This is a genomic window from Flavobacterium sp., from assembly GCF_965262375.1.
Taxonomy (GTDB): domain Bacteria; phylum Bacteroidota; class Bacteroidia; order Flavobacteriales; family Flavobacteriaceae; genus Flavobacterium.
Map to the genome: position 1 here is coordinate 1,534,611 of NZ_OZ253527.1, position 26,164 is coordinate 1,560,774.

The following is a 26,164-nucleotide window of genomic DNA, read 5'->3' on the forward strand; positions in this document are numbered from 1 at the left end:
TAAGGAAATAATTTCTTAAAGGTTTTTTTATGATAGGGTAATGTGAGTAATTTATTTCCTTTCCCCAATTTGTTGTCTCCACATCGCATAATATAACCCTTTGCTATCCACCAAGTCATCATGCTTGCCTTGTTCGATGATTTTGCCTTTTTCTAAAACAAAAATCTTGTCGGCATGCATAATGGTCGATAAACGATGGGCGATTAAAACCGTAATGCGTTCTTGATTCGAAATTGATTTGATGGTGTCATTAATCGCTTCTTCGGTGATAGAATCTAAAGCGGAAGTAGCTTCATCAAAAATTAACAAATTCGGATTACGTAGTATGGCTCTCGCAATAGATAATCGTTGTTTCTCACCACCCGAAACTTTAATTCCGCCTTCGCCTATGGTAGTGTCCAAACCATTTTCGGCGCGGTTTAATAAGTTTTGACAGCTCGCTTGATGCAAAGCTTTCAACAGCTCTTCATCGGTAGCCTCAGGTTTAACAAATAATAGATTTTCTTTTATAGTGCCTGAAAATAATTGGGCATCTTGTGTTACAAAGCCTAGTTGTTTTCGGATTTCAAGTAGCTCTACTTCGGTTTCATCTATATTGTTATACGTAATCGTACCGTCTAAAGGTTTGTACAAGCCCACTAATAATTTCACTAAGGTGGTTTTTCCAGACCCGGAAGGACCAACAAAGGCAACGGTTTCTCCTTTTTTTATTTCAAACGAAATGTTTTCCACCGCTTTGAAATTAGCGGTTTGATGTTGAAAGCTAACGCTATTGAAGTTTAATTTTTCAATCGTGCCAATGGTTTTAGGGTGTTCGGGTTTGTATTCCGAATCTTGAGCCAATAGTTTTTTGAAATTGTCCAATGAAACTTTAGTCTCATTTTTTACAATAATAAATTGACTCATTTCTTGTAATGGGTTAAAAATAAAGAAGGTAAAGAAGGTCATGGTTAATAAATCGCCTAACACTATTTTTCCTTGAAAAACAAAGTAATATAAGGTGAAAACAACCAATGTGCGCATGAAATGCACCGTTGTACCTTGGATAAAACTTAAACTTCGGATGTATCTAATTTTTTGAAGTTCGAGGCCTAATATTTTTAAAGTGTTTTGGTTCAAGCGCGATTCTTCCTGTTGGGTGAGCCCTAAACTCTTCACTAATTCTATGTTGCGCAAACTTTCGGTAGTTGCCCCAGCCAAAGCATTGGTTTGTGAAACAATATTTTTAGAAACCGCTTTGATTTTTTTACCTAAAATAGAACTCAACCAGCCAATGATAGGTGCTGTAACTATGAAAATAAGTGATATTTTTATATCAATTCGAGCGATGTATAAAAACACAAATATGAATCCTACAATGGTTTGAAATATCAAAGAAATCGAAAGGTTAATGAGTTTTTCCGAATCGATACGTACCTTTTGTAATTTGTTTAAAGTTTCGCCACTGCGCTGGTCTTCAAACTGCGCATAAGGCAAATCAAGCGATTTTTTAATGCCATCGGTATACATTTCAGCACCCGCACGTTGAATAACGATGTTTGTGAAATAATCTTGAAAGTTTTTGGTTATTCTGGATATCATTGCCATTAGAATAGAAAGACCTAACCAAAAAGTGACCGCTTTGATGAACCCCATTTCATTGCCTTTGTATTTTGAAATGCCTACTCCGCAATCTTGCATCAATTTCCCTGTAATGATGGAGTCACTCAAACTAAAACAAATATTCAAGCCTGCCATAAAAAGAGCTAAGGCTAAGAGTTTGTAATGTTTTTTTAAGTAGCTATATAAAATTTCCATGGCGTATTACTGTTTTTATGAGGATTGCTAAAATAGTTGTAGTTTTGACTATGATTTTTTCGTTAAAAATACCCATAGCTAAGTCCAAGCAACTTATTTCGTATCAATCCGATATGATGTTGTTAGGTTCTTGTTTTTCAGAAAACATTGGAAGCAAATTTAGTTATTTTAAGTTGAATGCTTCTGTAAATCCTTTTGGAATAATTTTTAATGTGGTTTCTATTGAAAAATTGATTCAAAGGGCAGTCAATAAAGATTTTTTTACTGAAAAGGATATTTTTTTTCACAATGATTTATGGCATTGTTTTGAAGTGCATTCGGAACTTTCAAATCCTAATAAAGATACATTTTTAGAAACGTTAAATACTTTAATTGAATCTACGAATTGTCAAATAAGTAAACTAACCCATTGTATTATTACGCTAGGAACTTCTTGGGTGTATCAAAATAATACTACGGGTGAAATAGTGGCTAATTGTCATAAAGTACCTCAAAAGGAATTTACTAAAGTCTTACTGAGTCCAGCACAAAATGAACAAAGTTTAAGAAGTATTGTGGCATTGATTCATTCAGTCAATCTAACGTGTCAATTCATATTTACCATTTCTCCTGTGCGTCATAGTAAAGATGGTTTTTTTGAGAACAATGTAAGCAAAGCGAATTTATTTTCAGCTTTACATTCATCCATCATCCATCATCCATCTTTGACTTACTTCCCTTCCTACGAAATCGTACTCGACGAACTTCGCGATTATCGTTTTTATGAAAAAGATATGTTACATCCTAATGCATTGGCGGTAGATTACATTTGGGAACGTTTTTCTGAGACTTATTTTGACCAAGAAACACTGTCTATTATGCAAGACGTTGAGGTGATTCAAAAAGGATTAGCACATCGCCCATTTAATCCTGATACCGAGAGTCATCGGAAATTTTTAGATAAACTAGAAGATAAAATGCAAGTTTTGCAAAAGAAAGTACCTACGATTGATTTTTCATAGTTTTTGATTCTTTTGGGAAAAGAAAAATATAATATATTGATAAAATCAGTATACCTATCCCGAAAGGAAAAGCAGTTAGACTGCGACCGGTGAGTCCGAACAATAAAACGGTTTCGTCAAAACCAAAAAACTCAGAACACATCCACCAAGAATTAGCTACTATCCAGAGTAAAACAGCAAAGTTGTGGTAGCGTTCAGAAGTGTCTTTTCTGTTTTTAATTAAGAAGTAAAGGGCAATACAAATCGTAGGAATTGCCATACTTATACCCAATGATTTGAAATTTAAACACCAACCCATGTCTTTGACCAACCAGAACACGATATGCAAGTTTTCAATAAAACGCATTTTTTTTGAGATGGCAAAATCGTTAGGAATTTCGGGGTTATTCATTAACTTTGGTATTGGGTACGATTATAAAAGTAAATCAAAATCTTGTAATCCATGATAAATCTTTATAAAAAACTTTTCTACGGACTTTTAATCTGTGTTTTAGCTTTTTTTACGTATAAATATTTTACTGCTGAAACGGGTAGTACCACCGAGTATAATTCCAATTTAATTCAAGAACAGATAAAGAGTGTAGGGAAACTGGTGGTGACCGAAGGACATTTTTCGCAAGTAATGACTTTTAAAGACCAGAATGAATACTTAGGCGGTTTAGTTTCGTTTGATAAAAAGGCGATTGTGGTGGCTAATTCTGATGTTACGGTAGCCTATGATTTGCGTCAAATGAAATATGAAGTGGATGAAAAGAATAAAACCATCCGTATAGTTTCAATACCCAAAGAAGAAATAAAAATTAGTCCTGATATACAGTATTACGATATCGAACAAAGTAAGTTTAACGAATTTACTGGCGCTGATTTTAATGCTATTTCCAAAAAAGTAAAAGCCGATTTAGCTAAAAAAATCGAAAAATCTACTTTGAAAACCAATGCGAAGAATCGTTTGGTGAGCGAATTATCAAAAATTCTATTGATTACGCATAGTATTGGTTGGAAAGTTGAGTATAAAGGTGAAGCTGTGTCGACAGAACGTGATTTTAACTTATAAACAAAAAGTAAGGCTTCTTAAAAAGAAGCCTTACCTTTCCAAAAAAAAACTAATAATTTGTGGTATTTAAAAATATGAAGAAAATTACAGTTTAGCTTGTAAGCTATCCCAACTCCCGCCGTTCATACACTCAACTTGATGTTGTTTAAGTATAGAAACTGCTTGACTACTACGCATACCACTGCGACAGCAGGCAATTACAGGCTTTTTTAATTTTTTGATACTGTCAATTTGTTTAAGAAGCGAGTCTAAAGGGATGTTTTTTGAATTCGTTATATGTCCAGAAGCATATTCGCCAGTGGTGCGTACGTCAATGATTACCGCACCTCGTGCTACAAAATCATTAACTGTGTCATTGGTTTTTGCTCCGAAACCTAAGAAACTAAAAATGCCCATACGTTTTTGAATTTTTTCAAAAGTATGGGCATTCGTTTTATTTGTTAGTGACAAAAGTTACATTAGGCCGAAATTTTTTCAAAAATTAAGTCTAACCCATTTTGAATAAGCTTAGCAACTTCTGGTTTTTTGCTTTTTACACTTTCTAAATGCTGTAAAACTTTATCTACTAATTCGTTGTTGTTCTCTTTGTGAGCAATCTCAGCAATTTCTACAGCTAACAACCAATCGGTAGGATGTTGACCTGTTAAGGCGCCAAATGCTTCTTTCAATGTGATGGTTGTTGCTTTACCTTCACGAATGTTGCGCACGTTTTGGTACAGTTTTTCTAACTCTTCACGCTCAGCCGATTTTTGTTGCTTAATGGTCTTGCTTGAAGGGACATGACTAATCATATCAAAACTGTTTACATCGGCAGGACCTGAGTAGGCAGAAATAATATCTTTACCAACTGCCATATCGTAAATACCCCATTCAGGCTGGAACAATACTTGGTCGCCGTGCGTAACGGTACAGTTCTTGAATTTGATAAGTAATATTTTTCCTTGGATATTACGTGTACCAGTGATGATTTCCCCAGTAACTTTAATATTGCCTTCAAATTCAAGTGTGATTTGTTCTCCTTCGTAAATGTCGTAGGCACGCAAATCACGCGGACTCATATCTTCAATGGCTAAGTTGATGCCTTTAAGTTTGCCAATAGGTGAACCAAAACCTTCGGCATGGTATTCGGTACCATGACCTACCAATTCTTTTTCACGGTAGGCTAAAGCAGTTTTTCCAGTAGCTTGAATGTACACGGGTTTGCCTTCATTTTCAATAACGTTTGTAAATACGCCTGAAATTTGTAAGCCAGTGCTCAATTCGATGGTACCTAGGGCTTTTGAATCGATAAGTTTTTTTGCACCTGATAACCCTCCTGTGCGTAACGCCATTTTGTTAGCAAATTCTTCTAAAACCAAGCTCAAATGCGCAAAGTCAGGGGTTACATACAGTTGAGGTTGTGGTTTTGTGATGTCAAAACTTTGGTTTACTGCACTAATATCGTAAGGTAATTTTACGACATTATCTGTCATACACCATTCGCTTTCCCCAATAGAAGAAAGTAGTCCCGCACCATAAATTTTTGGATTTTCCACACTGCCTATCAAACCATATTCTACCGTCCACCAATGCAAGTTTCTAATTTGAGCCATTTCTGAAGGTTCGCCCATGTTGTTTTGAAGGAAATCTACTTGTGCTTCTGCTTTTTTGATTTCCTCTTCTGGGGTGTTTTCAGCTTCTTTTAAAATAGATAAAAGACGAATCGCTTCATACAATTCGTAATCTCTAGCTGATGAAATAGCTTTGCAACCAATTTCTCCAAAACGACGTAAATATTCTGCGTATTCGGGATTGGCAATAATAGGAGCATGACCGGCACCTTCGTGGATAATATCAGGAGCAGGGGTGTACTCTATGTGCTCTAATTGACGAATATCGCAAGCAATAACCAACACATTGTAGGCTTGAAATTCCATAAAAGCACTTGGCGGAATAAAACCATCTACAGCTACAGCGGCCCAGCCAATTTCTTTCAAAATACGGTTCATTCCGTACATGTTAGGAATCGAGTTTATTTCTAAACCTGTTTTTTGTAAACCTTCCAAATAAGATTCATGGGCTACTTTTGAAAGATAATCCACATTTTTACGCATCACATAGCGCCATACCGCTTGGTTGATGGGCGTATAATCCTCATAGTTTTGCGGGATGATGAACTGTTTTAAATGTTGCGGTAATCGGTCGATTAATGGGTTGCTTTCAAAATGAGTTTCCATATTTCTGAGTTGTTTGAGCAAAAATAAGTTTTTTAAAATGAAATTAAAATTAAAAAAGGATTCGATTTTTAAAGTAAGGGACGATGCCCTGCCTTTCTGAAATATTCAATTTTATAATTAAAAAGTTCTGCCATCTTGCCTGCACGCCATTTGGCCTCGTCGGCTTTTTCGCCTGTAAATAAACTATCGACCGTGTTTTCAAACAATTGCATCCAGCGGTCAAAATGGATTTTTTCCAAAGGCATTTTGGCATGTGGCGGGAATGGTGACCCTGAATAAGAATGTTTATCCAGAAGAATTGTTTCCCAAAAACCATACATTTTGTTCAAATGTGGTCCCCAATCTTGTATCGCGCCATTAAAAATAGGGCCAATCAAGGGGTCAACTTTTACATTATCGTAAAAAGTATTCACCATCAATTGTATATCATTTATATTTTCTATGTCTTTCATTTTTGTCGAATAGTGTCAACACAAAGTTACAGCTATAAAGCCTTAAAAAAATGATAAATGTTAGGTTGCAGTGTCAATTCTTTGAAAGATTTAACCACAAAGTACACAAAGAAATCACGAAGTTCACAATTTTTCAATTATAAACGAACGCAAAGAATTCTTCACCTGGCTTTGTCTAGTACCTTAATAAAATTCTTGAAAATTAGAGGGATTCGTGTTTGAAAAATCTGTTTCTCTGTGTGCCTCTGTGAAACATTTAACCACAAAGTACACAAAGAAATCACGAAGTTCACAATTTCTCAATTATAAACGAACGCAAAGAATTCTTTACCTGTCTTTGTCTAGCACCTTAATAAAATTCTTGAAAATTAGAGGGATTCGTGTTTGAGATGTCTTTTTATCTGTGTGCCTCTGTGAAACATTTAACCACAAAGTACACAAAGAAATCACGAAGTTCACTATTTCTTAATTATAAACGAACGAAAAGATTTCTTTATGGATACCTTAATAAAATTCGTGATAATTCGTGTTTGAAATGTCTTTTTATCTGTGTGCTCTGTGAAACATTTAACCACAAAGTACACAAAGAAATCACGAAGCTCACTATTTCTTAATTATAAACGAACGAAAAGATTTCTTTATGGATACCTTAATGAAATTCGTGATAATTCGTGTTTGAAATGTCTTTTTATCTGTGTGCTCTGTGAAACATTTAACCACAAAGTACACAAAGAAATCACGAAGCTCACTATTTCTTAATTATAAACGAACGAAAAGATTTCTTTATGGATACCTTAATAAAATTCGTGATAATTCGTGGAATTTGTGTCTGAAAAATCTGTTTATCTGTGCTCATCTGTGTTTGAAAAAAAATGCTCCTAAAAAGGAGCACTTAATTAATTTTTAATTTGTGGAGGATATTTTTCTAAGATTTTGGAAACAAATTCTTTGATGCGAGCGTCTTTTCGTTCTACATCTTGGGTCAGGTATCCTGAACCTTTTCCTTGCCAAATTAATTCTTTGGTTTTGGCATCAATGACGTCTATAATCAAAGTGCCTTCGGTAGAGGTAATCGGCATGGAGTAGTTAAAACCGCCCCACCAAGGATTCCATCCCATATTCCATCCCCAATTGTTGTAGTAATCTACACGTTCTCTTTCTTTGGTGAAAAAACTGATAAGGATATCCGCATTTTCTGATTTGGTAAACCCTTTGCTTGCCAGCGCTTCATCTAAGGCATACAAAATTCTTCTTTTGTCTAAGTCGGAAATTTCCGCTTTGTCAATGCCACTTTTTAAATAGGCAAAAGTTTTGTATTGGCTAAAATTAGCTCTTTTGTCATAATCTGTATTGACATATACTGAACTGCATCCCGCAAGGATGAATACACTAAAAAAAGCTAGTAATTGTATCGTTCTCATAGTTTTATACGTTTAAGGTGTCTTAAAGTTACCACAAAAAACATACCAAATCAATTTATAATCTTTGAAAATCAAATGTTTACAACAAATTTTCATCCACTAAATTAGGTAACGTCACTTTTAAAAGCGGTTCTACTTCCATAGCACGCTTGATGGCAAAAATAGCCCCTTCGTTTCTTGCCCAGCTTCTACGAGAAATACCATTATTCACATCCCAGAATAGCATCGATTTTAGACGACGAGCTGAATCTTCTGAGCCATCTAATAACATACCAAAACCACCATTGATAACTTCGCCCCAGCCTACACCACCACCGTTGTGGATAGAAACCCATGTTGCTCCACGGAAACTGTCGCCAATTACATTGTGGATAGCCATATCAGCTGTGAAACGGGAGCCGTCATAAATATTAGAAGTTTCACGATAAGGAGAGTCAGTTCCTGATACATCGTGATGGTCACGACCTAGTACTACTGGTCCTATTTGACCGTTTTTAATCGCTTCGTTAAAGGCTTGAGCAATTTTGATACGCCCTTCGGCATCAGCATATAAAATTCTGGCTTGTGAACCTACGACCAATTTGTTTTGTTGTGCACCTTTTATCCATTGGATGTTATCCGCCATTTGTTGTTGAATTTCTTCAGGTGCGTTTTGCATCATTTCCTCCAAAACTGCACAAGCAATGTTGTCGGTTTTTTGTAAATCTTCGGGCTTGTTAGAAGCACACACCCAACGGAAAGGTCCAAATCCGTAGTCAAAACACATAGGTCCCATAATATCCTGAACATACGACGGGTATTTGAATTCTCTGCCCAACGTTGGATTTTCAGCCATAACAGCAGCTCCTGCACGTGATGCTTCTAAAAGGAATGCATTTCCGTAATCAAAGAAATAGGTACCTTTAGCGGTGTGTTTGTTAATAGCCTCGGCATGACGGCGTAAGGTTTTTTGAACTTCTGTTTTAAATTGTTCAGGATGAGTTGCCATCATTTCGTTAGCCTCTTCAAAAGAAATCCCCACAGGATAATAACCACCAGCCCAAGGATTATGTAAAGAGGTTTGGTCAGAACCTAAATCGATATGTAAATTTTCTTCGTCAAAACGTTCCCAAACATCTACTACGTTGCCTAAATAAGCGAGTGAAACAATTTCTTTATTGGCTAAGGCTTCACGTACGCGAGTAATTAACCCGTTCATATCGGTGTGAATTTCGTGAATCCAACCTTGTTCGTGACGTATTTTTGTGATTTTAGGATTTACTTCGGCACAAACCGTTACACAGCCAGCAATCGTACCGGCCTTAGGTTGTGCGCCACTCATGCCTCCTAATCCAGAGGTTACAAATAAACCTCCTGAAGGATTTTTCTTTATTTTTCTAAATCCGTTTAAAACAGTAATGGTTGTTCCGTGTACAATGCCTTGTGGGCCTATGTACATATAACTACCTGCGGTCATCTGACCGTATTGCGTAACCCCTAAAGCATTGAATTTTTCCCAATCGTTTGGTTTAGAATAATTAGGAATCATCATCCCGTTAGTAACTACAACTCTAGGTGCGTCTTTATGCGATGGGAACAACCCCATAGGGTGTCCAGAATACATCACCAAGGTTTGTTCGTCTGTCATTTCAGCTAAATACTGCATGGTCAAACGATACTGCGCCCAGTTGCTAAACACCGCACCATTACCGCCGTAAGTGATTAATTCATGGGGATGTTGCGCTACGGCATAATCCAAATTGTTTTGAATCATCAACATGATGGCTTTAGCTTGTAAACTTTTGCCAGGGTAGTCCTCAATATTGCGTGCTCTCATTTCATAATCAGGACGCAAACGGTACATGTAAATACGTCCGTATAGTTCTAATTCTTGTTTGAATTCAGGAAGTAGTTCCGCATGCTGATGAGGTTCGAAATAGCGTAAAGCATTTTGTAAGGCTAATTTTTTTTCCTCGTCTGTTAATATTTCTTTACGCTTAGGCGCGTGATTGATTTGTGGTTCGTAGGGTTTTGCTTGTGGTAAAATCGATGGAATTCCTACTGTAATTTGTTGGTGAAAAAGCTCCATAGCCTCCAAAGAGGGAACAGTAGCTATATGTTGTGAATTATCTTGCATTGTTTTTTGTTTAAAGTTTAAGGTTCAAAGTTTATAATGTTCAAAGTTTTTGATTAATGAGCACTGAGACTGATTACTCGAACTGATCACTGACCACTGAATATTGACCACTGAATATTGACGACTGTTTACTTTCTATTTGTTCCAGTTTTTTTATCAAACCCATACGGGCAATGACGGCAACCACTTTTGCAACAATACCCTCTTTTTAGGTGGTATTGCTCGGTAAAACATTTATAACCTTCGGGAGTGTAATAGAAATCTTCTCCTTCTTTTAAATTATTTGGGTCTAAAGCATTGTTCATATTCGCAAATTTATCAATTTTGTAGGATATGATTCTCATTGTTTTTAAATATTTGACGCCAAAAGGTTTTCGGGGGATTACTTTTTTTCCATTTGTAATTCTAGCCGATAAACAGGATAAATTAAACCCTGTTTTTGTAAATCACGAGCGTATCCATATTCGACAACAGTTGGAGTTGTTAATCGTGCCTTTTTATATTTGGTATGCTGTAGAGTTTTTAATCCGATGGATGCAGTTTAAAAACTGGAAGCATGCTTATTATAATATTTCTTTTGAACGTGAGGCGTATCAAAATGAAAAAGACCTCGACTATTTGCAGCAGAGGTCTTTTTGGAAGTTTTTAAAGTATCTTAATATATAATTTTTTTAGTTACGATAGCTCCGTTTTCAAGAGTTATTTTTACTAGTAAAGCACTGTTGGTGTTTCTTAAATTAAATGTACTCTCTTTTTTATTTAGATCTTTTGATGTAAATAAAGATTTGCCTAAAACATCATAAATTTGAATGTCTTTTATAAAGAATAATTCTGACTTTATTGTGATGTATTCTGTTCCGAATACCGTTATACTATTGTCGTATTTAGGGTTGTTAGTTGCTAAGTTTTCTTTGTTGTATTTTAAAACAAAGCGATTTTTGTATAAACCTTTTTCTGAGGTGAAACTGTATGGCGAAAGTGTTAAGTCATGTATTGTGCCTGTTAATAAATCTTCTAAATATACTTTTTGAGTTTTGTCTGCAAATAGACCATCTGTATAAGCAATAGCAAATTTATAATTGCCTTGAGCTGGTACTTGAAATCCGATGTTTACTTTGTCGTTGTTGTCAAAAGGTACAGCTTTGCCCTGAATACTGAAAATTTCGTCATCTAATATCGAGAAAGCTGTAAAAGGGTCTTGATAATTAGTGCTAGCATCAAATAGACGATCTCTGCCGTTAGTGGCGTCAGTAGCATAGCCAATCATGAATCGGGTCATGTTTGAATTGTTATCAAAAAAGTCAAGCCAAATTCTATGTTTCTCAGGCTCTATTTTTGAAGTTTTGTAAAATTGACTATTGTCATAAGTTTTGTTAGCGTTGTCGGTTCTCATGCTGTTATTGAAGGTGATCGTGTTGGTTCCGGCAGCTCCATCTAGCATTTCTACAAAAAATCCTTGTCCCGCTCCAATTTTTCCATTGAAACCATAAAAAGGACCTTCGTTACTACCTAATTTGTTGTAGGTTACATAATTACTGCTTGAATAATTGTAAGCATAGGATTGGTAATATGGACTTTGATTGGATGTTGATATTGGGGTATTATGAGTCCATAAGTAAACTTTTCCATCTATTACGCCTGAGTTGGTTGTTAAGAATTCTACAGCGTCGATTGCAGAAGGATATGGATTACCCACTAAATTCATGTTGTCTGTAGTGTTTGTTATTAGCAAACCATTGGCTCCAGTATAACTAGTGCCTGTGAATGAACCTCTGGTTATAGTTCTTGTGATTATACCATTTTTTGGGATTCCTGTGAAAGTGGTTGAAAAAGAGGTGTTTGAATTAGGTACTCTTATGATGTAGCCTTTTCCTGCAACCATGTTTTCGGTGGTGTTTGACCAGTTGCCATACCCATAAGAAGGTGGGGTTCCTACGCCATTATTTACGTCAGGAATCCATTGGTAAATTCTTGTTGTTTGGCTCAGTGGAGATACGCTAGTAACTGGAAAATTGGCTACAGGTGAAGACCAGTAGATGTAATCAAAAGCTTTTAAGTTAGTTGCGGTTCTATCCATGTTGAAAGTTCCTGTACCGCTGTTAGCCGGTGTAGGAGAGTCGTTTAGTTGTACCAAATTCGCACCATTTCTAACGTTTAGTGTGCCATTTGTTTTTAGCCAGTCGGTAATGATTAAATTTTGATTCGCTTGTATTTCTAAATTCCCTCCAGTTTGTACATCCACATTTTTAGCATAGGCTGTAGGGGCATTGGTGATTTGAGAGATAGCTCCATTAGGAATAATAACACAAGAATTAGCATCAGGAACACCATTGTTAGGTGACCAGTTGTCTTCTGTGTTCCAATCGTTTCCATAGCCACCAGTCCATACTCTTGAATTGTTGGTAACGGTTATAGTTCCTGAAGTGGTGCAAGAATTACTTAAATTAGCATTTGCTACTATGTTATAAGTGTTAGCTGTTAATTGGGTTAGTGTTGGTTTGATATAAACAGTACTAGCCGTTGTCCCAGCTGTGTATGCATTTGTACATGCAGCATCTGTGTAAGCATCTACTCCGCCAGACCAAGTGAAATTAGGTGATAAGGGCTTATTTCCGTAAACGCGTACATCGTCTAAAGCCCAGCCGTCTGCAAATTGTGCAGTATATCTAAAGCGAATTTTCAAATTTGCTTGATTGATATAGCTACTTAAATCTACAGTTTTATCTACAAAAGCGGCTGGTGTACCTATGTCAGAAGTGGTAGAACCTCCTGCGGGTGTTATCCAAGTTGTTCCTCCATCTGTTGAAACTTGTAAATCACCACTATCGCCTGAATAAAATGAGTAATAGTGTTTGAAATCAATATTTAAACTAGTAAATCCTACTGTGTTAATGCTTCCGGTTTGAGTTAGGTTAGTAACTATGTTGGATCCGCTATAGTCTGAAGCCGCTAGAGCGAATTTATCCCCTATAAGTCCCGAACTGATAGCGGGTTTCCATACAACTGTATTTGCAGGTTGATAAGAGCTGGTGTGTACAGCCCATTGGCTGTCAGTACCTGCGCCAGTAGCTGTTGGTATAGTTGAAGTAAAAAGACCAAGGCCACTTTCAAAAGATTCGTTTAATAATTCAATTTCTTCTGATGTGCCAGAAGCAGAAATACTAATAATGTCGTCTTGACCACAAACTGTAGGTGTGGGGTTACTAAAAGTTAATGAAGGTACTGTTTTTACAGTCGCTTTTATCTCGGTTCTAAATTTCGATTCGCAACTGCCATTGTAAGCGGTTACATAATATTTAGTAGTACCAACACTTAAAACAGGCGTGTTCCAAGAGCCAGTAGCTGTAAAAGTACCAGTGCCTCCAGTTGCTGAGGTGTACCAATAGAATCCTGTGGTTCCGGCAGTACCTGTAGCAGTAAGGGTTACGCTACTGGTTGGGCCACAAGCAGTACCGTTAGTAATAGTAGCAATTTTTGCGCTACAGTCAGCGGTTACTTTTAAGATGTAATCCTCTACTTCGCCTCTAGTAGAGTTAGAGCAAGCATTGAAAGTCGAATCTTCACCGCTAACACCGCTACCTCTTGAATGAAAGCGTATTCTGTAGTTGCCAGCTGTTTGACCAGTTGGTACAATAAAACCAATAGTGGTGTCAAGAGCAAATGTTGTATTGCCGGAGCTATAAACGGTTTCATTAGCGTCATCAAAATCGCCGTCCTTGTTCCAATCTACATAAGCTTTTAAATATTGAGATCCAATCAGGGCAACATATATATTTACAGGTCCATCAGGGACTTGCTCCGCTATAGTAGTAGCTGTATAATTACCGTAGCCAGAGGTGGAATAACCTGGAGCACTTGCGCTAAGGACATCGTTCAAGGTTCCCATCGATTGCAGAGCATTAATATATCTTGAGTTGGATGTTGTTGTAGGCGTACAATAACTTGGTACAGTTTGAGTGTTACCATTTAAAGGAGTCGTGCTTAAATAGGTTGGTCCTCCACTACATGCATTATTGTTAAAAGCATATACAAAATAATAGTAAGTTGTGTTTACCGTTAAACCAGTGTCGCTAAAGCTGGTGTTAGTGTCATTGTCCACCACTACATTCGTGCCTCCTAAGGTGGTTGAACCTATGGTGTAACTATTAGTATTTACTGGGCTAGGCGCAACACCACTCGTGTTTCTAACTACAAGGTAGTTAGAGGGTGCTGGACTGGCTGCGGTAAAACTTCCTGTAACTGTCGTTGAGCCTGGAGTTAATGATAATAGGGTGGGTTGCGCAGTTGGGGTTGTGCAGGCGGGAGGAGCAGTATAGGTTAGTGATACATCGTCTACCGCACCGTAAGCATGAGGTGAATCTATATCTGCTTTGAATGTGAATATCAAATTTGTAGTTGTACCTGCTAGTGAATTCGGAAGAGTAACGTTTTGTGTTGTAAAAGTTGATACACTCGTGTTAGGATAAGGGCCAAATTGGAGTGTGCCTCCAGGGAGATTCCCTTCTGTAGGCGTGTTAGTATCTGTATATACAGCTATATAATCATAATAAGTTGGTGATATAAAATCAGATGTTGCTTGCTTGTATTTGAAAGTTAATTGAATGTTTGTCGCTCCTAATGGAATTGTGATAGATCGGTATAGATGAACTGTGCGTGCAGAGTTCGTGGTTCCAACGCTTGTTGATGAATTACCTATAAATGCGCATCTGTTTCCTGTATAGCCTGTTTGTCCTGTTCCAACATACCAAGATCGATTGCCGCTGTTGTGATTAGCTACGCTCCATCCATTTGATGCAAAAGAAGTTCCTGTTTCAAAACCACCATCGCCTGTGGCACTTATATAGGTTACTTGTGATTTTGTATTTAAAGAAACTAAACTCAGAAATATTAAAAAAGTAAAAAGTGTTCTTTTACCTTGGCTTTTTATTGCGTAAAATTCTTTCATAGCTTAAAGAATTAATGGTTTTTGGGATTGATTATCAGTTTGATAATTATTAAAATTATAAAACGTGTCAAAAATATGCAAATAAAATGAAGTAAATTTTTGTTTTCGTCGAGTTTTTGTGTTTTTTATCGATGTTTCATAATTTTTTTCTCACTTTTTTTGTATAATATGTTTTTTGCTTTTATATGTTAGGTGACTTAGGTTACTTTTTTTAGTTATATAAATCTTTAGGTCTCTGGAAATTGAAGTTTTAGTATGGGGCTATATATAAAAGTTGGATCTTTTATATGTAAATTTGCAGTCTAAAAAGTTAAGCTAAATAGTTTTATGCGGTTATTGTTTTTCTTGGTTATAAGTTTGTCTTCTTTAGGAGGTAAAGCGCAGTTATATGTTGGTTCTAATGCTTACATATATGTCAAAGATCAGTATGTTACTGTTACTTCTGACGTTAATTTGAAAGACAATTCAAGTTTTCTGTATCTGCGTCAAGATGGGCAGTTATTACAAAAAACAACTGGATTCAGTAGTAATTCAGGTAACGGAAATTTGTCTGTATATCAAGAAGGAACGGTTAATAATTACCAATACAATTATTGGTGTTCACCTGTGGGTGGTTTTGCGCCTGTTGCTGGTTATGGGACTAATGGTGGTTTTTCAATCAAACAGATAGGTGTGCCTAATGTTACGAATAACCCTATTTCATTCAATTTAGGAACACCTATCAGTGGGCACGATGGTTTAAGCTCTTTTGGCTCAGTAGGAATTGCTGATCGATGGATATATAATTATGTTTCAGGAAACGTTTATGCAAATTGGGCGTATGTAGGACAAGGAAATACTAATCCAGGTTTGGGCTTTACGATGAAAGGAACTAGTGGGACTGATGCGGTCGTACCTTATACAGGTGCAATTGCAAATAATACTGGTAGTGCGCAACGTTATGATTTTAGAGGACGTCCTAACGATGGTACAATTTCAAATGCTGTTTCCAGTGGCAATTATACCCTTATTGGTAATCCGTATCCTAGTGCAATAGATATTCATTCCTTTTTGTCAGATGTGGGGAATGTCGCATTGTTAGATGGAGCTGTCTATTACTGGGAACAAGTGGTTAAGAATACCCATTTGTTAGCGGGGTATGAAGGGGGCTATGGTGTTTATACAATTTTAGGAGGGTATAAAAGAGCCGATATCTGGACGAGTAAGGGTGACGGCACATATGATGTGGATTTAGATTCAGATAATGATTTAGATTATTCGCAAGATGGACTTACTATAAAAAAACGTTTCGTACCTATAGGACAAGGGTTTATGGTAAAAGGAATTGCAAGTGGTAATGTTTCGATGAAAAATGGTTTTAGGGTCTTTTTGAAAGAATCCGATGTAAATATGTCTCCTTTTGCAAAGATGTCAGTTGCATCAGATAAGGGTAATGATTTTTTTGATCCAATACCTAATGTAGCTGGCATTGATTATACAAGTCAAAAGAGAAAATCGTATGCAGAACAAATTCGTATTAAAGTTTTAGTGAACGACAATCAAGGGGTAATTAGGACAGCTCTTGGTTTTGCTGATAATTTGACCGATGGTCCTGATTATTCGGCAGATGCAAAAAGTGATGCGGATGATGCCATTTTTTCTTTTTATCACATCTTGGAGGGTACACAAGAAGAATATTGTATGTCGTTGACTAAATTTGATGAGAATAAAGGATACCCAGTTGGATTTAGAAATAAAAATTCCGCAAAATTTAAGCTTAAAGTCAACGATCTTCTGTATGGTTTCAATCCTAATCAAAAAATTTATATGCACGATAAATTAAAAGATACTTATCACGATATAAAAGAGGGTATTTTCGAAATTGAGTTGCCAGCGGGTAATGTTCGTGATCGTTTTGAAATTACATTCAAAGATGCTAAATTATCTAAACCTGAGCATGATATAGCGACTAAGTTAGATGTGTTTGCTGATAAAGGATTAAAAGCAATAGTAGTTAAAAATGCAGAATCTATCGATTTGTCTCAATGTAAAATTTACGATGTTTCAGGTGAATTAATGTTGGATAAAAAAGATTTAGGAAATCATTCGAGTTTTGAATTTAGTACCTCGCAGTTTAGCTCCGGAGTGTATATCGTTCAGGTCACTGCCGCAACTGGTGTAGAAATGGTAAAGAAGGTAATTGTTGAATAATTTTTTTCAATCTTTTACATCAAAGGACGACCTCGTGTCGTCTTTTGTTATTTAAAGCGTATTTTTGCCAAGTGAAAACGCCTCTTCAACAAATAAATATTTCATTGCCCAACGGAATCTCTCTTTACCTCAAAAGAGAAGATACTATTCATCCTTATATTTCAGGAAACAAATACCGAAAACTCAAATACAACTTGCTTTATTTGCAAGACCATTGGGTAGATACCTTGGTTACTTTTGGTGGGGCTTTTTCGAACCATATAGCCGCAACGGCTTATGCCTGTCACGAAAAAGGAATTTCATGCGTGGGCGTGATTCGTGGCGAAGAACTATGGAAAGAAGTGGTAACCAATCCTACCCTGAAGTTTGCTCAATCTTGTGGTATGAAATTCGAATTTGTAACCCGCGAGCAATACCGTGATAAAGAGCATCCTGAATTTTTAGCGTATCTACAAGCTAAATACGGAACGTGTTACCTATTGCCCGAAGGTGGAACTAACGCGTTAGCCGTGCAGGGTTGCGAAGAAATTTTAGGAAACGATACCGCCGAATTTGATTATATCTGTACGGCTGTGGGTACAGGTGGAACTATTTCTGGACTTATCAATAGCAGTTTACCACACCAAAAAGTGTTGGGTTTTCCTGCCTTGAAAGGCGATTTTCTTACAAAAGAAATTCAGCAATGGACGCACAATAACCGTTGGCAATTGATACACGAGTACCACTTTGGAGGCTATGCTAAAGTTACTGAAGCGTTGATAGCTTTTCTTAATGCTTTTTATGAGCAAACTCAAATTCCTTTGGACCCTGTATATACTGGGAAGCTACTTTTTGGCGTTTATGATTTGATTACGAAAGGCTATTTTACAGAAAATTCAAAAATTTTAGCTGTTCATACAGGAGGGTTACAAGGTATTGCTGGAATGAATCAATTTTTGCAAAAGAAAAATAAAACGTTAATTGCTTATGCAGATGCGTTGAAAAATCAATAATTTTGTTTCCAGACCTAACAGGTCTTTAAGACCTGTTAGGTCTCAATTAGGTCTCGTAATAGTTCGTGTCATATCATCAAAAATCATTAGGTTACCTTAAACCTGATTGGTTTTAAAAAAATATAAAGCTCAAAATGAAAAATTTTTGTTACCTCCTAATCGCCATCACTTTAGTTGCTTGTAGTGCCGCAAAGCCTAAAATTCAGACCACTAGAAAACCTGTGGTTACTACACCAACAAGGAAAGTACATGAGCCTGATAAGGAAATCATTATTGACCAAAATTTAAAAAAGCCCGAAGAACTCGTGGCAACCTCAAGAGTAAAGGTGACTCCTGAAATCATCAATGGGTATATTGGACAGTTCAAAGAAATAGCCATGCACAATATGAAAGAGCACGGGGTGCCAGCTAGTATCACCCTAGCGCAAGGTATTTTAGAGTCTGGTGCTGGTACAGGAACCTTATGTCGCACGGCTAATAACCATTTCGGGATTAAGTGCCACAAAGAATGGAACGGTGAGTATGTGCGTCATGATGACGATGCCGCTCAGGAATGTTTCCGTAAATACAACGAACCTGCCCAGTCATATACGGACCATTCCTTGTTTCTAACCTCGCGACCATGGTATGCGCCACTGTTCAAATTAGATAAATACGATTACAAGGGCTGGGCGTATGGACTTAAAAAAGCGGGTTATGCTACCGACCCTAAATATCCTGAAAAACTTATCAGTATCATCGAGCGTTATCAATTGCATCAATATGATTCAAAGGTCTTAGGGTTTGTATTTGTGCCTGCATCAAAACCTGCCGAAGTTAAAAAAACTGAAACAGTAGCGGTGACTCCCGCAAAAGAAGTCACTAACGAAGTAAAAGATGTCGTACAATCGGTAACGCAGGTCACTGCAACCCCTACCGATGCCTCCACCACTCATACCGTGGCTCAGGGCGAAACCTTGTATTCCATTTCAAAAAAATATAATACTACGGTAGAGGATTTAAAGCAAAAAAACAACCTGATGGATAACGCTATTTCCATCGGTCAACAATTAATTATATTTTAGTAGCCCAGCATTAGGGCATATTTTCAAACGCAGTTTCCCGCTGTCCGCTGTATCTTTCAAAAGCTGGGCGTCAGGCTCAAGGTTTTAAACAAGCTTTTCGAGCCCAACTTTTGAAAGGATGCCGCTTCCATCGGGGCTAAATTCAAACATTAGGAACAAAATGATTTATCAAAGAAGCAGTCAGTTATTTGCAGAAGCCTCAGAAGTAATTCCTGGAGGGGTAAATTCACCAGTAAGAGCCTTCAAATACGTTGGAGGAACACCCATATTTGTTAAAGAAGCCAAAGGCGCCTATTTATATGATGAAGACGGAAACCGGTTGATTGATTACATCAACTCTTGGGGACCTATGATTTTAGGACATGCCTATCAACCTGTAGTGGATGCCGTAGTAGCAAAAGCTCAAAAAGGGACTTCTTTTGGAATGCCCACAGAACTGGAAACACAAATTGCTCGTTTAGCAGTGGCTATGGTGCCTAATATCGACAAGATTCGTTTTGTAAATTCAGGTACAGAAGCTTGTATGAGTGCTATTCGTTTAGCTAGAGGATTTACAGGGCGTGACAAAATTGTGAAATTTGCAGGTTGCTACCACGGTCATTCTGATTCTTTTTTAATTCAAGCGGGTAGTGGAGCCATTACGTTTGGTTCGCCTAACAGTCCTGGTGTAACACAAGGTACGGCTAAAGATACTTTGTTAGCTAACTATAACGATATTGAAAATGTAAAAGCTTTATTAGAGGCTAATGTCAATGAAATTGCCGCTATCATCATCGAGCCTGTAGCGGGTAATATGGGTTGTGTGCCACCTAAAGCGGGTTTCTTAGAAGCGTTACGCGAGTTGTGTGATGCGCACGGCACTTTGTTGATTTTTGATGAGGTTATGACAGGCTTCCGTTTAGCTAAAGGAGGAGCACAAGAGCTATATAATATCAAAGCGGATATCGTTTGTTTTGGTAAAGTTATTGGGGGCGGTTTGCCTGTTGGGGCTTTTGCAGCTCGTAACGAAATCATGAATTATTTAGCGCCCCTAGGACCCGTGTACCAAGCAGGAACATTATCAGGAAATCCTTTGGCAATGGCTGCTGGATTAGCCATGTTAGAAGCATTAAATTCAGATGCGGGAATTTTTGACCGTCTAGAAGCTAAAACGGCTTATTTAGAGAAAGGAATTCACGAAGTGTTGACTAAAAATAATATCGAATACACCATTAACCGTGTAGGTTCCATGATTTCAGTGCACTTCGATAAAGAAGCTGTAGTGGATTTTGAAACTTCTAAAAAAGGGGATAATCAACGTTTTAAAGACTTTTTCCACGGATTGGTAAAAGAAGGCGTATATATCGCACCATCAGCTTATGAAACTTGGTTTATTACTGATGCTTTAAGCTACGAAGATTTAGATGCGACGATTCAAGCCATTGATAAAGTGAGTCAAAGTTTGTAACTCGTTTTTCTAGAAATAAAAAAAGTGGAATTTCAGAATTGTTGAAGTTCCACTTTTTTATTGAATACAGAATTTTTTAATTTTTGATTTTTAATTTTTGATTTTTTCGCTGTTTGTGGTGCTTGCGGTGTTCTTTTCTAAAATCTTCCCACTTTGCAAATTGCTTTTCGTTTAATAACTTTTTCATCTTGTCACGATGAGCTTTTTGCTTGTCTAACATAGCGCTACGTTTTTTAAAACGTTCCTCAGCAGATAATTTTTTGCCTTCTTTTTCAAGTTGCTTTTTTTCTTGACGATGCGCTTCACGCTCTTTGCTTTCTTCTGCTAAGATTTTAGCCAATTCCTTTTGTTGGTTGTCGGATAAATCTAATTCCATGGATATTTTTTTCAAATGTAATTCCGTACGCTGTTCAGGAGATAAATGGTCTTGGGTGGGATTTTCCTGAGCTTGGCTAAATTGAAAGCTAAGCGTTAAAATAAATAAGGTTACAAACGTTCTCATATGCTATTCTTTTTAAAACTGTTTGTCTATTTGACCTGCAAAACAGAAAAAGGTTTAATTAGCTGTGAAAAAAAATGATTATTGTCATGGTGTTAAAATCTTTAACTGCTAAATTTGCAACGTGAAAAAAATCGCCTTACTTTTTGGATTGTTCCTATTGTTGCGTCCTGTACTTCCGCTTGTGGAGTATGTGGTTAACTATGATTATATCTCTAAAGTATTGTGTGAAAATAAGGCGAAACCACAGTTGCAATGTAATGGTAAATGTCATTTGATGAAACAAATGGCGAAGGCCTCGGAAGCTGAAAAACCTTTATCGCAAGATAAAAAGCAACTCAAAATGGAATGGGAAGAAATGTTTGTGTTGCCCGTTCAATTGTTTCGTCTACCCGTTTTTTATAAAACTTCTATTTCTCTAGTTGAGAATGTTTATACGAATACCTATGCTTTTCTGAAAGGAAATCCTTTTTTTCATCCACCATCTGCATAATATAAGTAACTATTCGGTTGCTGATTTTTATAATGTTTTTACACCTGCGTTTTACCATTGTGCATAGGAGTCGTTGAGTTATTATACTTAATTTCTCTTAATCACTTAATGGTAAGAATAATACGCTTTTTCGTATTTTATGTATGGTATAATGATATTTAAAGTATCCGATTAGTTCCTTTTTCTTTCCCAATTGAAAAGTAGTTTGCTTCATGCTCCACTTTAGTCAAGTGTAGCCGATTGTTATTTCAATCAACTCACCGCTTTTCAATCTGTTTGCACTTATCAAAAAAGAACACTTTTAAGGTTTATTCAATCTTGATAGAGGAAACTCCTGTCATTTGAATGAGCTGTAAGTGATTATGCAATTCTAAATTTAAAATGAAAAAATATATTCTTACAACCTTTGCTTTAATAAGCACAGGATTTTATGCGCAAAAAATAAAAAAAGATTCGGTAAGTACTAAAAATATAGACGAAGTTGTGGTGACTTCAAGTCGGATGCAAATCAAGAAAATAGAATCACCCCTAGCAATTTCTAAACTGTCCGAAAAACAAATTAACGAGACTAAAGCCACAGCCGTGTTTGAATTAGTCAATAAGACACCTGGGGTGATGATGGCTAATTTAGGTAATGAGCAACACAGCATGGCTATTCGTCAGCCCATGACTACTAATGCTTATTTCTTGTATTTAGAAGATGGTTTGCCTATTCGTCCTTTGGGCGTTTTTAATCATAACGCCTTGTTGGAAATCAATCAGTTCAACTTGCAAAATATTGAAGTGGTAAAAGGGCCTGTTTCTTCTCTTTACGGTCCAGAAGCGGTGGGTGGAGCTATAAATTTGATTTCTAAAAAACCATCCTTAAAAAATGAAATGAAAGTGGGTTTTCAAGGCGACCAGTTTCATTACAACCGTTTTCAAGCCATGGGATCGGGTACTTTAGGGAAGTTTGGGTTTCATATTTCGGGATTAACTTCAATCCAAAAAAATAGTTGGATGACCTATTCTGATTATGAAAAATACAATATCAACGGGCGTTTTGATTATACGTTTAATAAAATGCATAAGTTGATTGCTACGGTATTTTATGGCGATTACTATTCGCAAATGAGCGGGAGTGTGAATGAGTATAGTTTTTATCATCGTACCTATAAAAGCTTAACTGATTTCGCCTATCGAAAATCTGAGGGATTACGTTCTAAGCTTACCTATGAATTGAATTGGAATGCAAACGCACAAACACAATTTACGGCTTTCTTGCGTAAAAATAATTTAGGTCAAAATCCGTCTTATTCGATTAAAAAAACAAACGATAAATTTTTGTTTACAGGAGAAGTTAATTCCAATAGTTTTAAAAGTTATGGATTGTTGCTTCAACATATACAAAAAATCAACTTTATGAATACTAATGTTGTCGCTGGAGGACTTTTCGATCGTTCGCCTATAGATTACTGGGCATACAGAATTGATTTGAAAGGAATTTATGACTTTGATGGAAAGGTGATAGATCGATATGAATTAATAACTGAAAGACCTGATGTTAGATTGAAAGAGTATAATGGTTCAATTTTTAATTATGCAGGATTTGTACAGTTCAAAACAACGCCTTTCAAAAAAATGGTTTTAACCGCAGGCGGTAGATATGATAAAATGAAAATAGATTATTTCAATGCTATTAGTATGAAAGAAGGTGATAAGCAATATGATCAGTTTACATTTAAATTAGGTTTGAATTACAATCCTTTTTCTTTCGCAGGTTTGTATGCTAATTATGCACAAGGATTTGCACCTCCAGGCGCATCAGTTATTTTTGAAACTAAAGCGGGTACTGGTAAAAATGGTGTTCCAGCGGAATTTAACTATGATTTGAAATCAGCAATTTTTAATAATTATGAAGTGGGTGGGTGGTTTAAGTTGTTGTCTCAGAATTTAGTAATCGATTATTCGGTTTATTATATGCAGGGTAAAAATGAGTTAATTAATACTAGACTTGTTGATAATTCTACTGATTATCGATCAGTAGGGGAGACTTTACATAAAGGCGTAGAATTAGGATTGAATTATAAGCCGTTTTCTCAACTGAATTTACGAGTTGGAGGTGCCTATTCTGAACATAAATTTATTGAATTTGTTTTGCCAACAAATAGTTTGGATGGAGTTAAAGATTTAAATGGTAAAGAAATGCCTTCAGCCCCTCGTTGGGTAGCCAATACGGAACTAAGTTATTATCCTAAATGGTTGCCAAACTTTAGAATTGCTACCGAAATGCAATATGTGTCAAGCTTTTACCAAGACCAAATCAATACCGTAAAATACGATGGTTATCAGGTGTTCAATGGTCGAGTTGCTTATAAAATTAAAGGGGTAGAAGCTTATTTGAATGTGATGAATTTCACGGACAAACTGTATGCTTATAATGTAACTAAAGGAAATGTAGCGACACAACAACCTACATACACCCCCTCTGCACCACGAACCTTTGTTTTTGGATTGCAGTATGATTTGTCATTGTAAATTTTTTTAACAAGACCTAACAGGTTTCCAAAACCTGTTAGGTCTAATTTATGATATATGTCTAAAAAAACAATTCTTCAAAAAATAGAGAAAAAGGCAAAACAGCACATTTATAAATGGCATAGGTTTTTTGCTTATATCACCTTTATACCTGTTGTATTATGGTGTTTATCTGGAATCATGCATCCTTTTATGGCGCATTTCTTTAAACCAGAGATTAAAAATGAGTTTATTACGCCTAAACCAGTTAATTTTAGTCAGGTTAACTTTAGTTTGCAACAGGTTTTAGCCAAAGAACATATGCAAACTTTTAAAAATTTCCGATATGTGGAAATGAAAAACCAATGGTTTTATCAAATCAAAAAAGTTGATAATACATTGGCATATTACAATGTAACTACAGGAGCTGAATTAAAAAATGGGGATATGATTTATGCTCATTATTTGGCTCGATTTTTCTTAGATGATGCTCAAAGTGCAATTTTAAAAACGGATTATTTGACTCAGTTTGATAATCAATATAAGTACGTAAATCGTTATTTGCCTGTTTACAAAGTCTGTTTTGACCGAAACGATAAAATGCAAGTATATGTTGAAACGGCTTCTAGTAAATTAGCGACATTCAATCCGCTCTCACGTCAGGTATTTATTTGGTTTTTCGATACTTTTCATAATTGGTCATTTCTAGATGCTATTGCAACTCCTGAAATCCGAATAGTTGTAATGATTGGGCTTTTAGGGAGCATTATTTTGTCGGCCTTGTCAGGGGTGTTTATCTATGGTTTTTTCTGGAAAGTTTTCCGAAAATCGAGAATTAATTCAGCAAATAAAACCCGTTTACAGCATCGTAAATTAGGATTATGGTTTTCGGTTTTGTCTATAGGTTTTGCGTTTAGTGGGGCTTTGCATCTCACCAAAAAATGGAATCCTAAACCTATTCAAGATATGGTCTATCAACCCATTCTTGAAGCGGATAAATTGAAAGTAGCTTCTAATAAACTTGATGTAAATGAGGTCGATTTTCAAAATGCTAGTTTAATTCAATGGCAAGACACCCTTTTTTACCGATGTGAATTGAAACCAGTTTTGCAACCTGAAAAGGTTATTGATGCAAAAGAAAATAAGTGGAAGAAAAATTCAGCTCCCACTGCTGATGTGGTTTATATTAATGCTACAACAAATAAAGTGGCTAAAGATTTAGAATTTAAATACGCTACATTTATCGCTCAATATTTTGATGGTGTAGTCAATACAGGTGCTTCCTGTTGTGAAGGGGAAGGTACTAGTAGTACTACCTGTTCAATCAAAAAAGCATCGTTGAAGGAGACTGCAATAGTAACCGAATTTGATAGCCGTGAATATGGGTTTGTTAACAAGCGTTTGCCTGTTGTGAAATTGGCTTATGCGACACCTGAAAACACCACTTATTTTGTGGAAACGGCTACTTCTAGAATAGCTTCGGTCGTTGGTAAATCTGATAGGGTAGAAGGCTATTCGTTTGCTATTTTTCATAAGTTTTTGTGGATGGATTGGGCTGGGAAACCCATTCGGGATTTCGTGATGACTTGCTCTGCTATTGCTTTGTTTATTCTTGCGATATTAGGTTTGCGGTTGCTTTTTAAACGATAAAATTTGTTTCAAACTGATTTATTGAAAAACTTGTTTTCGTGGTTTTTAATTTTGTTTAATTTATATAAAAAAGATTGAATTTCAGAGGATTTTCTAATAAATCAGAGAAAGAGGATTGAATTTTAGAGGATTTTCTAATAAATCAGAGAAAAAGGATTGAATTTCAGAGGATTTTCTAATGAATCAGAGAAAGAGGATTGAATTTTAGAGGATTTTTTAAAAAATCAAAAAAAAAGAATTGATTTTTAATGTTTTAATACTCTTTGAAATTTGGTTTTCTAAAGATTATGTAATAAAAAAAACGGAACTTTTATCGAGTTCCGTTTTTATT

Annotated in this window: 20 protein-coding genes and 1 pseudogene; 10 read left to right on the top strand and 11 right to left on the bottom strand. The window is 36.2% G+C overall.

The window, feature by feature from the left end:
• Positions 1-51: 51 nt before the first annotated feature.
• Positions 52-1,797, bottom strand: a complete 1,746-nt coding sequence (locus ACQY29_RS07125; protein WP_428224539.1) for an ABC transporter ATP-binding protein — start codon at positions 1,795-1,797, stop codon at positions 52-54.
• Positions 1,798-1,847: 50 nt separating this feature from the next.
• Here ACQY29_RS07125 and ACQY29_RS07130 point away from each other — a divergent pair, with 50 nt between their 5' ends.
• Entirely contained in the window at positions 1,848-2,798 is a 951-nt protein-coding gene (locus ACQY29_RS07130) for a GSCFA domain-containing protein (RefSeq protein ID WP_428225885.1), read from the top strand.
• On the opposite strand, the gene ACQY29_RS07135 is transcribed toward ACQY29_RS07130, so the two are convergent.
• A complete protein-coding gene (locus tag ACQY29_RS07135) occupies positions 2,779-3,189 on the bottom strand; it encodes a hypothetical protein (RefSeq protein WP_428224540.1) in 411 nt (136 codons plus the stop codon). The genes ACQY29_RS07130 and ACQY29_RS07135 overlap by 20 nt on opposite strands.
• 51 nt (positions 3,190-3,240) lie before the next feature.
• Here ACQY29_RS07135 and ACQY29_RS07140 point away from each other — a divergent pair, with 51 nt between their 5' ends.
• The gene (locus ACQY29_RS07140; protein WP_428224541.1) at positions 3,241-3,852 is read left to right on the top strand and encodes a DUF4230 domain-containing protein; all 612 of its coding nucleotides are present in this window, start codon (positions 3,241-3,243) and stop codon (positions 3,850-3,852) included.
• Positions 3,853-3,936: 84 nt separating this feature from the next.
• On the opposite strand, the gene ACQY29_RS07145 is transcribed toward ACQY29_RS07140, so the two are convergent.
• The 6 genes from ACQY29_RS07145 to ACQY29_RS07170 form a co-directional block, all read right to left on the bottom strand.
• Positions 3,937-4,248 (bottom strand): rhodanese-like domain-containing protein, encoded by a 312-nt coding sequence (locus ACQY29_RS07145; protein ID WP_428224542.1) that lies wholly within the window; start codon positions 4,246-4,248, stop codon positions 3,937-3,939.
• 62 nt (positions 4,249-4,310) lie between these two features.
• The gene (locus tag ACQY29_RS07150; RefSeq protein ID WP_428224543.1) at positions 4,311-6,068 is read right to left on the bottom strand and encodes an aromatic amino acid hydroxylase; all 1,758 of its coding nucleotides are present in this window, start codon (positions 6,066-6,068) and stop codon (positions 4,311-4,313) included.
• Between the two features lie 68 nt (positions 6,069-6,136).
• Entirely contained in the window at positions 6,137-6,520 is a 384-nt protein-coding gene (locus tag ACQY29_RS07155) for a group III truncated hemoglobin (protein WP_428224544.1), read from the bottom strand.
• 896 nt (positions 6,521-7,416) lie between these two features.
• Positions 7,417-7,941: a DUF4136 domain-containing protein gene (locus ACQY29_RS07160; RefSeq protein WP_428224545.1), complete on the bottom strand. Its 525-nt coding sequence runs from the start codon at positions 7,939-7,941 to the stop codon at positions 7,417-7,419.
• 79 nt (positions 7,942-8,020) lie between these two features.
• Positions 8,021-10,057, bottom strand: a complete 2,037-nt coding sequence (locus ACQY29_RS07165; protein ID WP_428224546.1) for a urocanate hydratase — start codon at positions 10,055-10,057, stop codon at positions 8,021-8,023.
• Positions 10,058-10,185: 128 nt separating this feature from the next.
• Positions 10,186-10,362 carry a DUF5522 domain-containing protein gene (locus ACQY29_RS07170; protein ID WP_428225886.1) on the bottom strand — a complete coding sequence of 59 codons (177 nt, stop codon included), beginning with the start codon at positions 10,360-10,362 and terminating at the stop codon, positions 10,186-10,188.
• A 28-nt stretch (positions 10,363-10,390) separates the two neighbouring features.
• Here ACQY29_RS07170 and ACQY29_RS07175 point away from each other — a divergent pair, with 28 nt between their 5' ends.
• A complete protein-coding gene (locus ACQY29_RS07175) occupies positions 10,391-10,723 on the top strand; it encodes a hypothetical protein (RefSeq protein WP_428224547.1) in 333 nt (110 codons plus the stop codon).
• On the opposite strand, the gene ACQY29_RS07180 is transcribed toward ACQY29_RS07175, so the two are convergent.
• Positions 10,713-11,336 carry a T9SS sorting signal type C domain-containing protein gene (locus ACQY29_RS07180; RefSeq protein ID WP_428225887.1) on the bottom strand — a complete coding sequence of 208 codons (624 nt, stop codon included), beginning with the start codon at positions 11,334-11,336 and terminating at the stop codon, positions 10,713-10,715. The genes ACQY29_RS07175 and ACQY29_RS07180 overlap by 11 nt on opposite strands.
• 1,959 nt (positions 11,337-13,295) lie before the next feature.
• Positions 13,296-15,002: pseudogene (locus tag ACQY29_RS07185) on the bottom strand (GEVED domain-containing protein); the annotation flags it as partial.
• Positions 15,003-15,329: 327 nt separating this feature from the next.
• Between ACQY29_RS07185 and ACQY29_RS07190 the strand changes: the two are divergent.
• The 4 genes from ACQY29_RS07190 (at position 15,330) to hemL (ending at position 20,695) form a co-directional block, all read left to right on the top strand.
• A complete protein-coding gene (locus tag ACQY29_RS07190; RefSeq protein ID WP_428224548.1) occupies positions 15,330-17,192 on the top strand; it encodes a T9SS type A sorting domain-containing protein in 1,863 nt (620 codons plus the stop codon).
• 71 nt (positions 17,193-17,263) lie between these two features.
• Entirely contained in the window at positions 17,264-18,184 is a 921-nt protein-coding gene (locus ACQY29_RS07195; RefSeq protein ID WP_428224549.1) for a 1-aminocyclopropane-1-carboxylate deaminase/D-cysteine desulfhydrase, read from the top strand.
• 134 nt (positions 18,185-18,318) lie between these two features.
• Positions 18,319-19,248: a glucosaminidase domain-containing protein gene (locus tag ACQY29_RS07200; RefSeq protein ID WP_428224550.1), complete on the top strand. Its 930-nt coding sequence runs from the start codon at positions 18,319-18,321 to the stop codon at positions 19,246-19,248.
• Between the two features lie 160 nt (positions 19,249-19,408).
• Positions 19,409-20,695 (top strand): glutamate-1-semialdehyde 2,1-aminomutase, encoded by a 1,287-nt coding sequence (gene hemL / locus ACQY29_RS07205; protein ID WP_428224551.1) that lies wholly within the window; start codon positions 19,409-19,411, stop codon positions 20,693-20,695.
• 76 nt (positions 20,696-20,771) lie between these two features.
• On the opposite strand, the gene ACQY29_RS07210 is transcribed toward hemL, so the two are convergent.
• Positions 20,772-21,197, bottom strand: coding sequence for a hypothetical protein (locus tag ACQY29_RS07210; protein WP_428224552.1), 426 nt, complete (start codon positions 21,195-21,197; stop codon positions 20,772-20,774).
• 121 nt (positions 21,198-21,318) lie between these two features.
• Here ACQY29_RS07210 and ACQY29_RS07215 point away from each other — a divergent pair, with 121 nt between their 5' ends.
• The 3 genes from ACQY29_RS07215 to ACQY29_RS07225 all read left to right on the top strand — a co-directional run bounded on the left by ACQY29_RS07215 (position 21,319) and on the right by ACQY29_RS07225 (position 25,833).
• Positions 21,319-21,687, top strand: a complete 369-nt coding sequence (locus ACQY29_RS07215) for a hypothetical protein (RefSeq protein WP_428224553.1) — start codon at positions 21,319-21,321, stop codon at positions 21,685-21,687.
• Between the two features lie 381 nt (positions 21,688-22,068).
• Positions 22,069-24,204 (top strand): TonB-dependent receptor, encoded by a 2,136-nt coding sequence (locus tag ACQY29_RS07220; protein ID WP_428224554.1) that lies wholly within the window; start codon positions 22,069-22,071, stop codon positions 24,202-24,204.
• Between the two features lie 57 nt (positions 24,205-24,261).
• A complete protein-coding gene (locus ACQY29_RS07225; protein WP_428224555.1) occupies positions 24,262-25,833 on the top strand; it encodes a PepSY domain-containing protein in 1,572 nt (523 codons plus the stop codon).
• Positions 25,834-26,164: the final 331 nt, after the last annotated feature.

What these genes read in the sequence shown, in the direction of transcription:
- ACQY29_RS07125 (WP_428224539.1), bottom strand. Translation starts at nt 1,797, where the DNA reads ATGGAAATTTTATATAGCTACTTAAAAAAACATTACAAACTCTTAGCC.
- ACQY29_RS07130 (WP_428225885.1), top strand. Translation starts at nt 1,848, where the DNA reads ATGATTTTTTCGTTAAAAATACCCATAGCTAAGTCCAAGCAACTTATT.
- ACQY29_RS07135 (WP_428224540.1), bottom strand. Translation starts at nt 3,189, where the DNA reads ATGAATAACCCCGAAATTCCTAACGATTTTGCCATCTCAAAAAAAATG.
- ACQY29_RS07140 (WP_428224541.1), top strand. Translation starts at nt 3,241, where the DNA reads ATGATAAATCTTTATAAAAAACTTTTCTACGGACTTTTAATCTGTGTT.
- ACQY29_RS07145 (WP_428224542.1), bottom strand. Translation starts at nt 4,248, where the DNA reads ATGGGCATTTTTAGTTTCTTAGGTTTCGGAGCAAAAACCAATGACACA.
- ACQY29_RS07150 (WP_428224543.1), bottom strand. Translation starts at nt 6,068, where the DNA reads ATGGAAACTCATTTTGAAAGCAACCCATTAATCGACCGATTACCGCAA.
- ACQY29_RS07155 (WP_428224544.1), bottom strand. Translation starts at nt 6,520, where the DNA reads ATGAAAGACATAGAAAATATAAATGATATACAATTGATGGTGAATACT.
- ACQY29_RS07160 (WP_428224545.1), bottom strand. Translation starts at nt 7,941, where the DNA reads ATGAGAACGATACAATTACTAGCTTTTTTTAGTGTATTCATCCTTGCG.
- ACQY29_RS07165 (WP_428224546.1), bottom strand. Translation starts at nt 10,057, where the DNA reads ATGCAAGATAATTCACAACATATAGCTACTGTTCCCTCTTTGGAGGCT.
- ACQY29_RS07170 (WP_428225886.1), bottom strand. Translation starts at nt 10,362, where the DNA reads ATGAACAATGCTTTAGACCCAAATAATTTAAAAGAAGGAGAAGATTTC.
- ACQY29_RS07175 (WP_428224547.1), top strand. Translation starts at nt 10,391, where the DNA reads ATGATTCTCATTGTTTTTAAATATTTGACGCCAAAAGGTTTTCGGGGG.
- ACQY29_RS07180 (WP_428225887.1), bottom strand. Translation starts at nt 11,336, where the DNA reads ATGACCCGATTCATGATTGGCTATGCTACTGACGCCACTAACGGCAGA.
- ACQY29_RS07190 (WP_428224548.1), top strand. Translation starts at nt 15,330, where the DNA reads ATGCGGTTATTGTTTTTCTTGGTTATAAGTTTGTCTTCTTTAGGAGGT.
- ACQY29_RS07200 (WP_428224550.1), top strand. Translation starts at nt 18,319, where the DNA reads ATGAAAAATTTTTGTTACCTCCTAATCGCCATCACTTTAGTTGCTTGT.
- hemL (WP_428224551.1), top strand. Translation starts at nt 19,409, where the DNA reads ATGATTTATCAAAGAAGCAGTCAGTTATTTGCAGAAGCCTCAGAAGTA.
- ACQY29_RS07210 (WP_428224552.1), bottom strand. Translation starts at nt 21,197, where the DNA reads ATGAGAACGTTTGTAACCTTATTTATTTTAACGCTTAGCTTTCAATTT.
- ACQY29_RS07220 (WP_428224554.1), top strand. Translation starts at nt 22,069, where the DNA reads ATGAAAAAATATATTCTTACAACCTTTGCTTTAATAAGCACAGGATTT.
- ACQY29_RS07225 (WP_428224555.1), top strand. Translation starts at nt 24,262, where the DNA reads ATGTCTAAAAAAACAATTCTTCAAAAAATAGAGAAAAAGGCAAAACAG.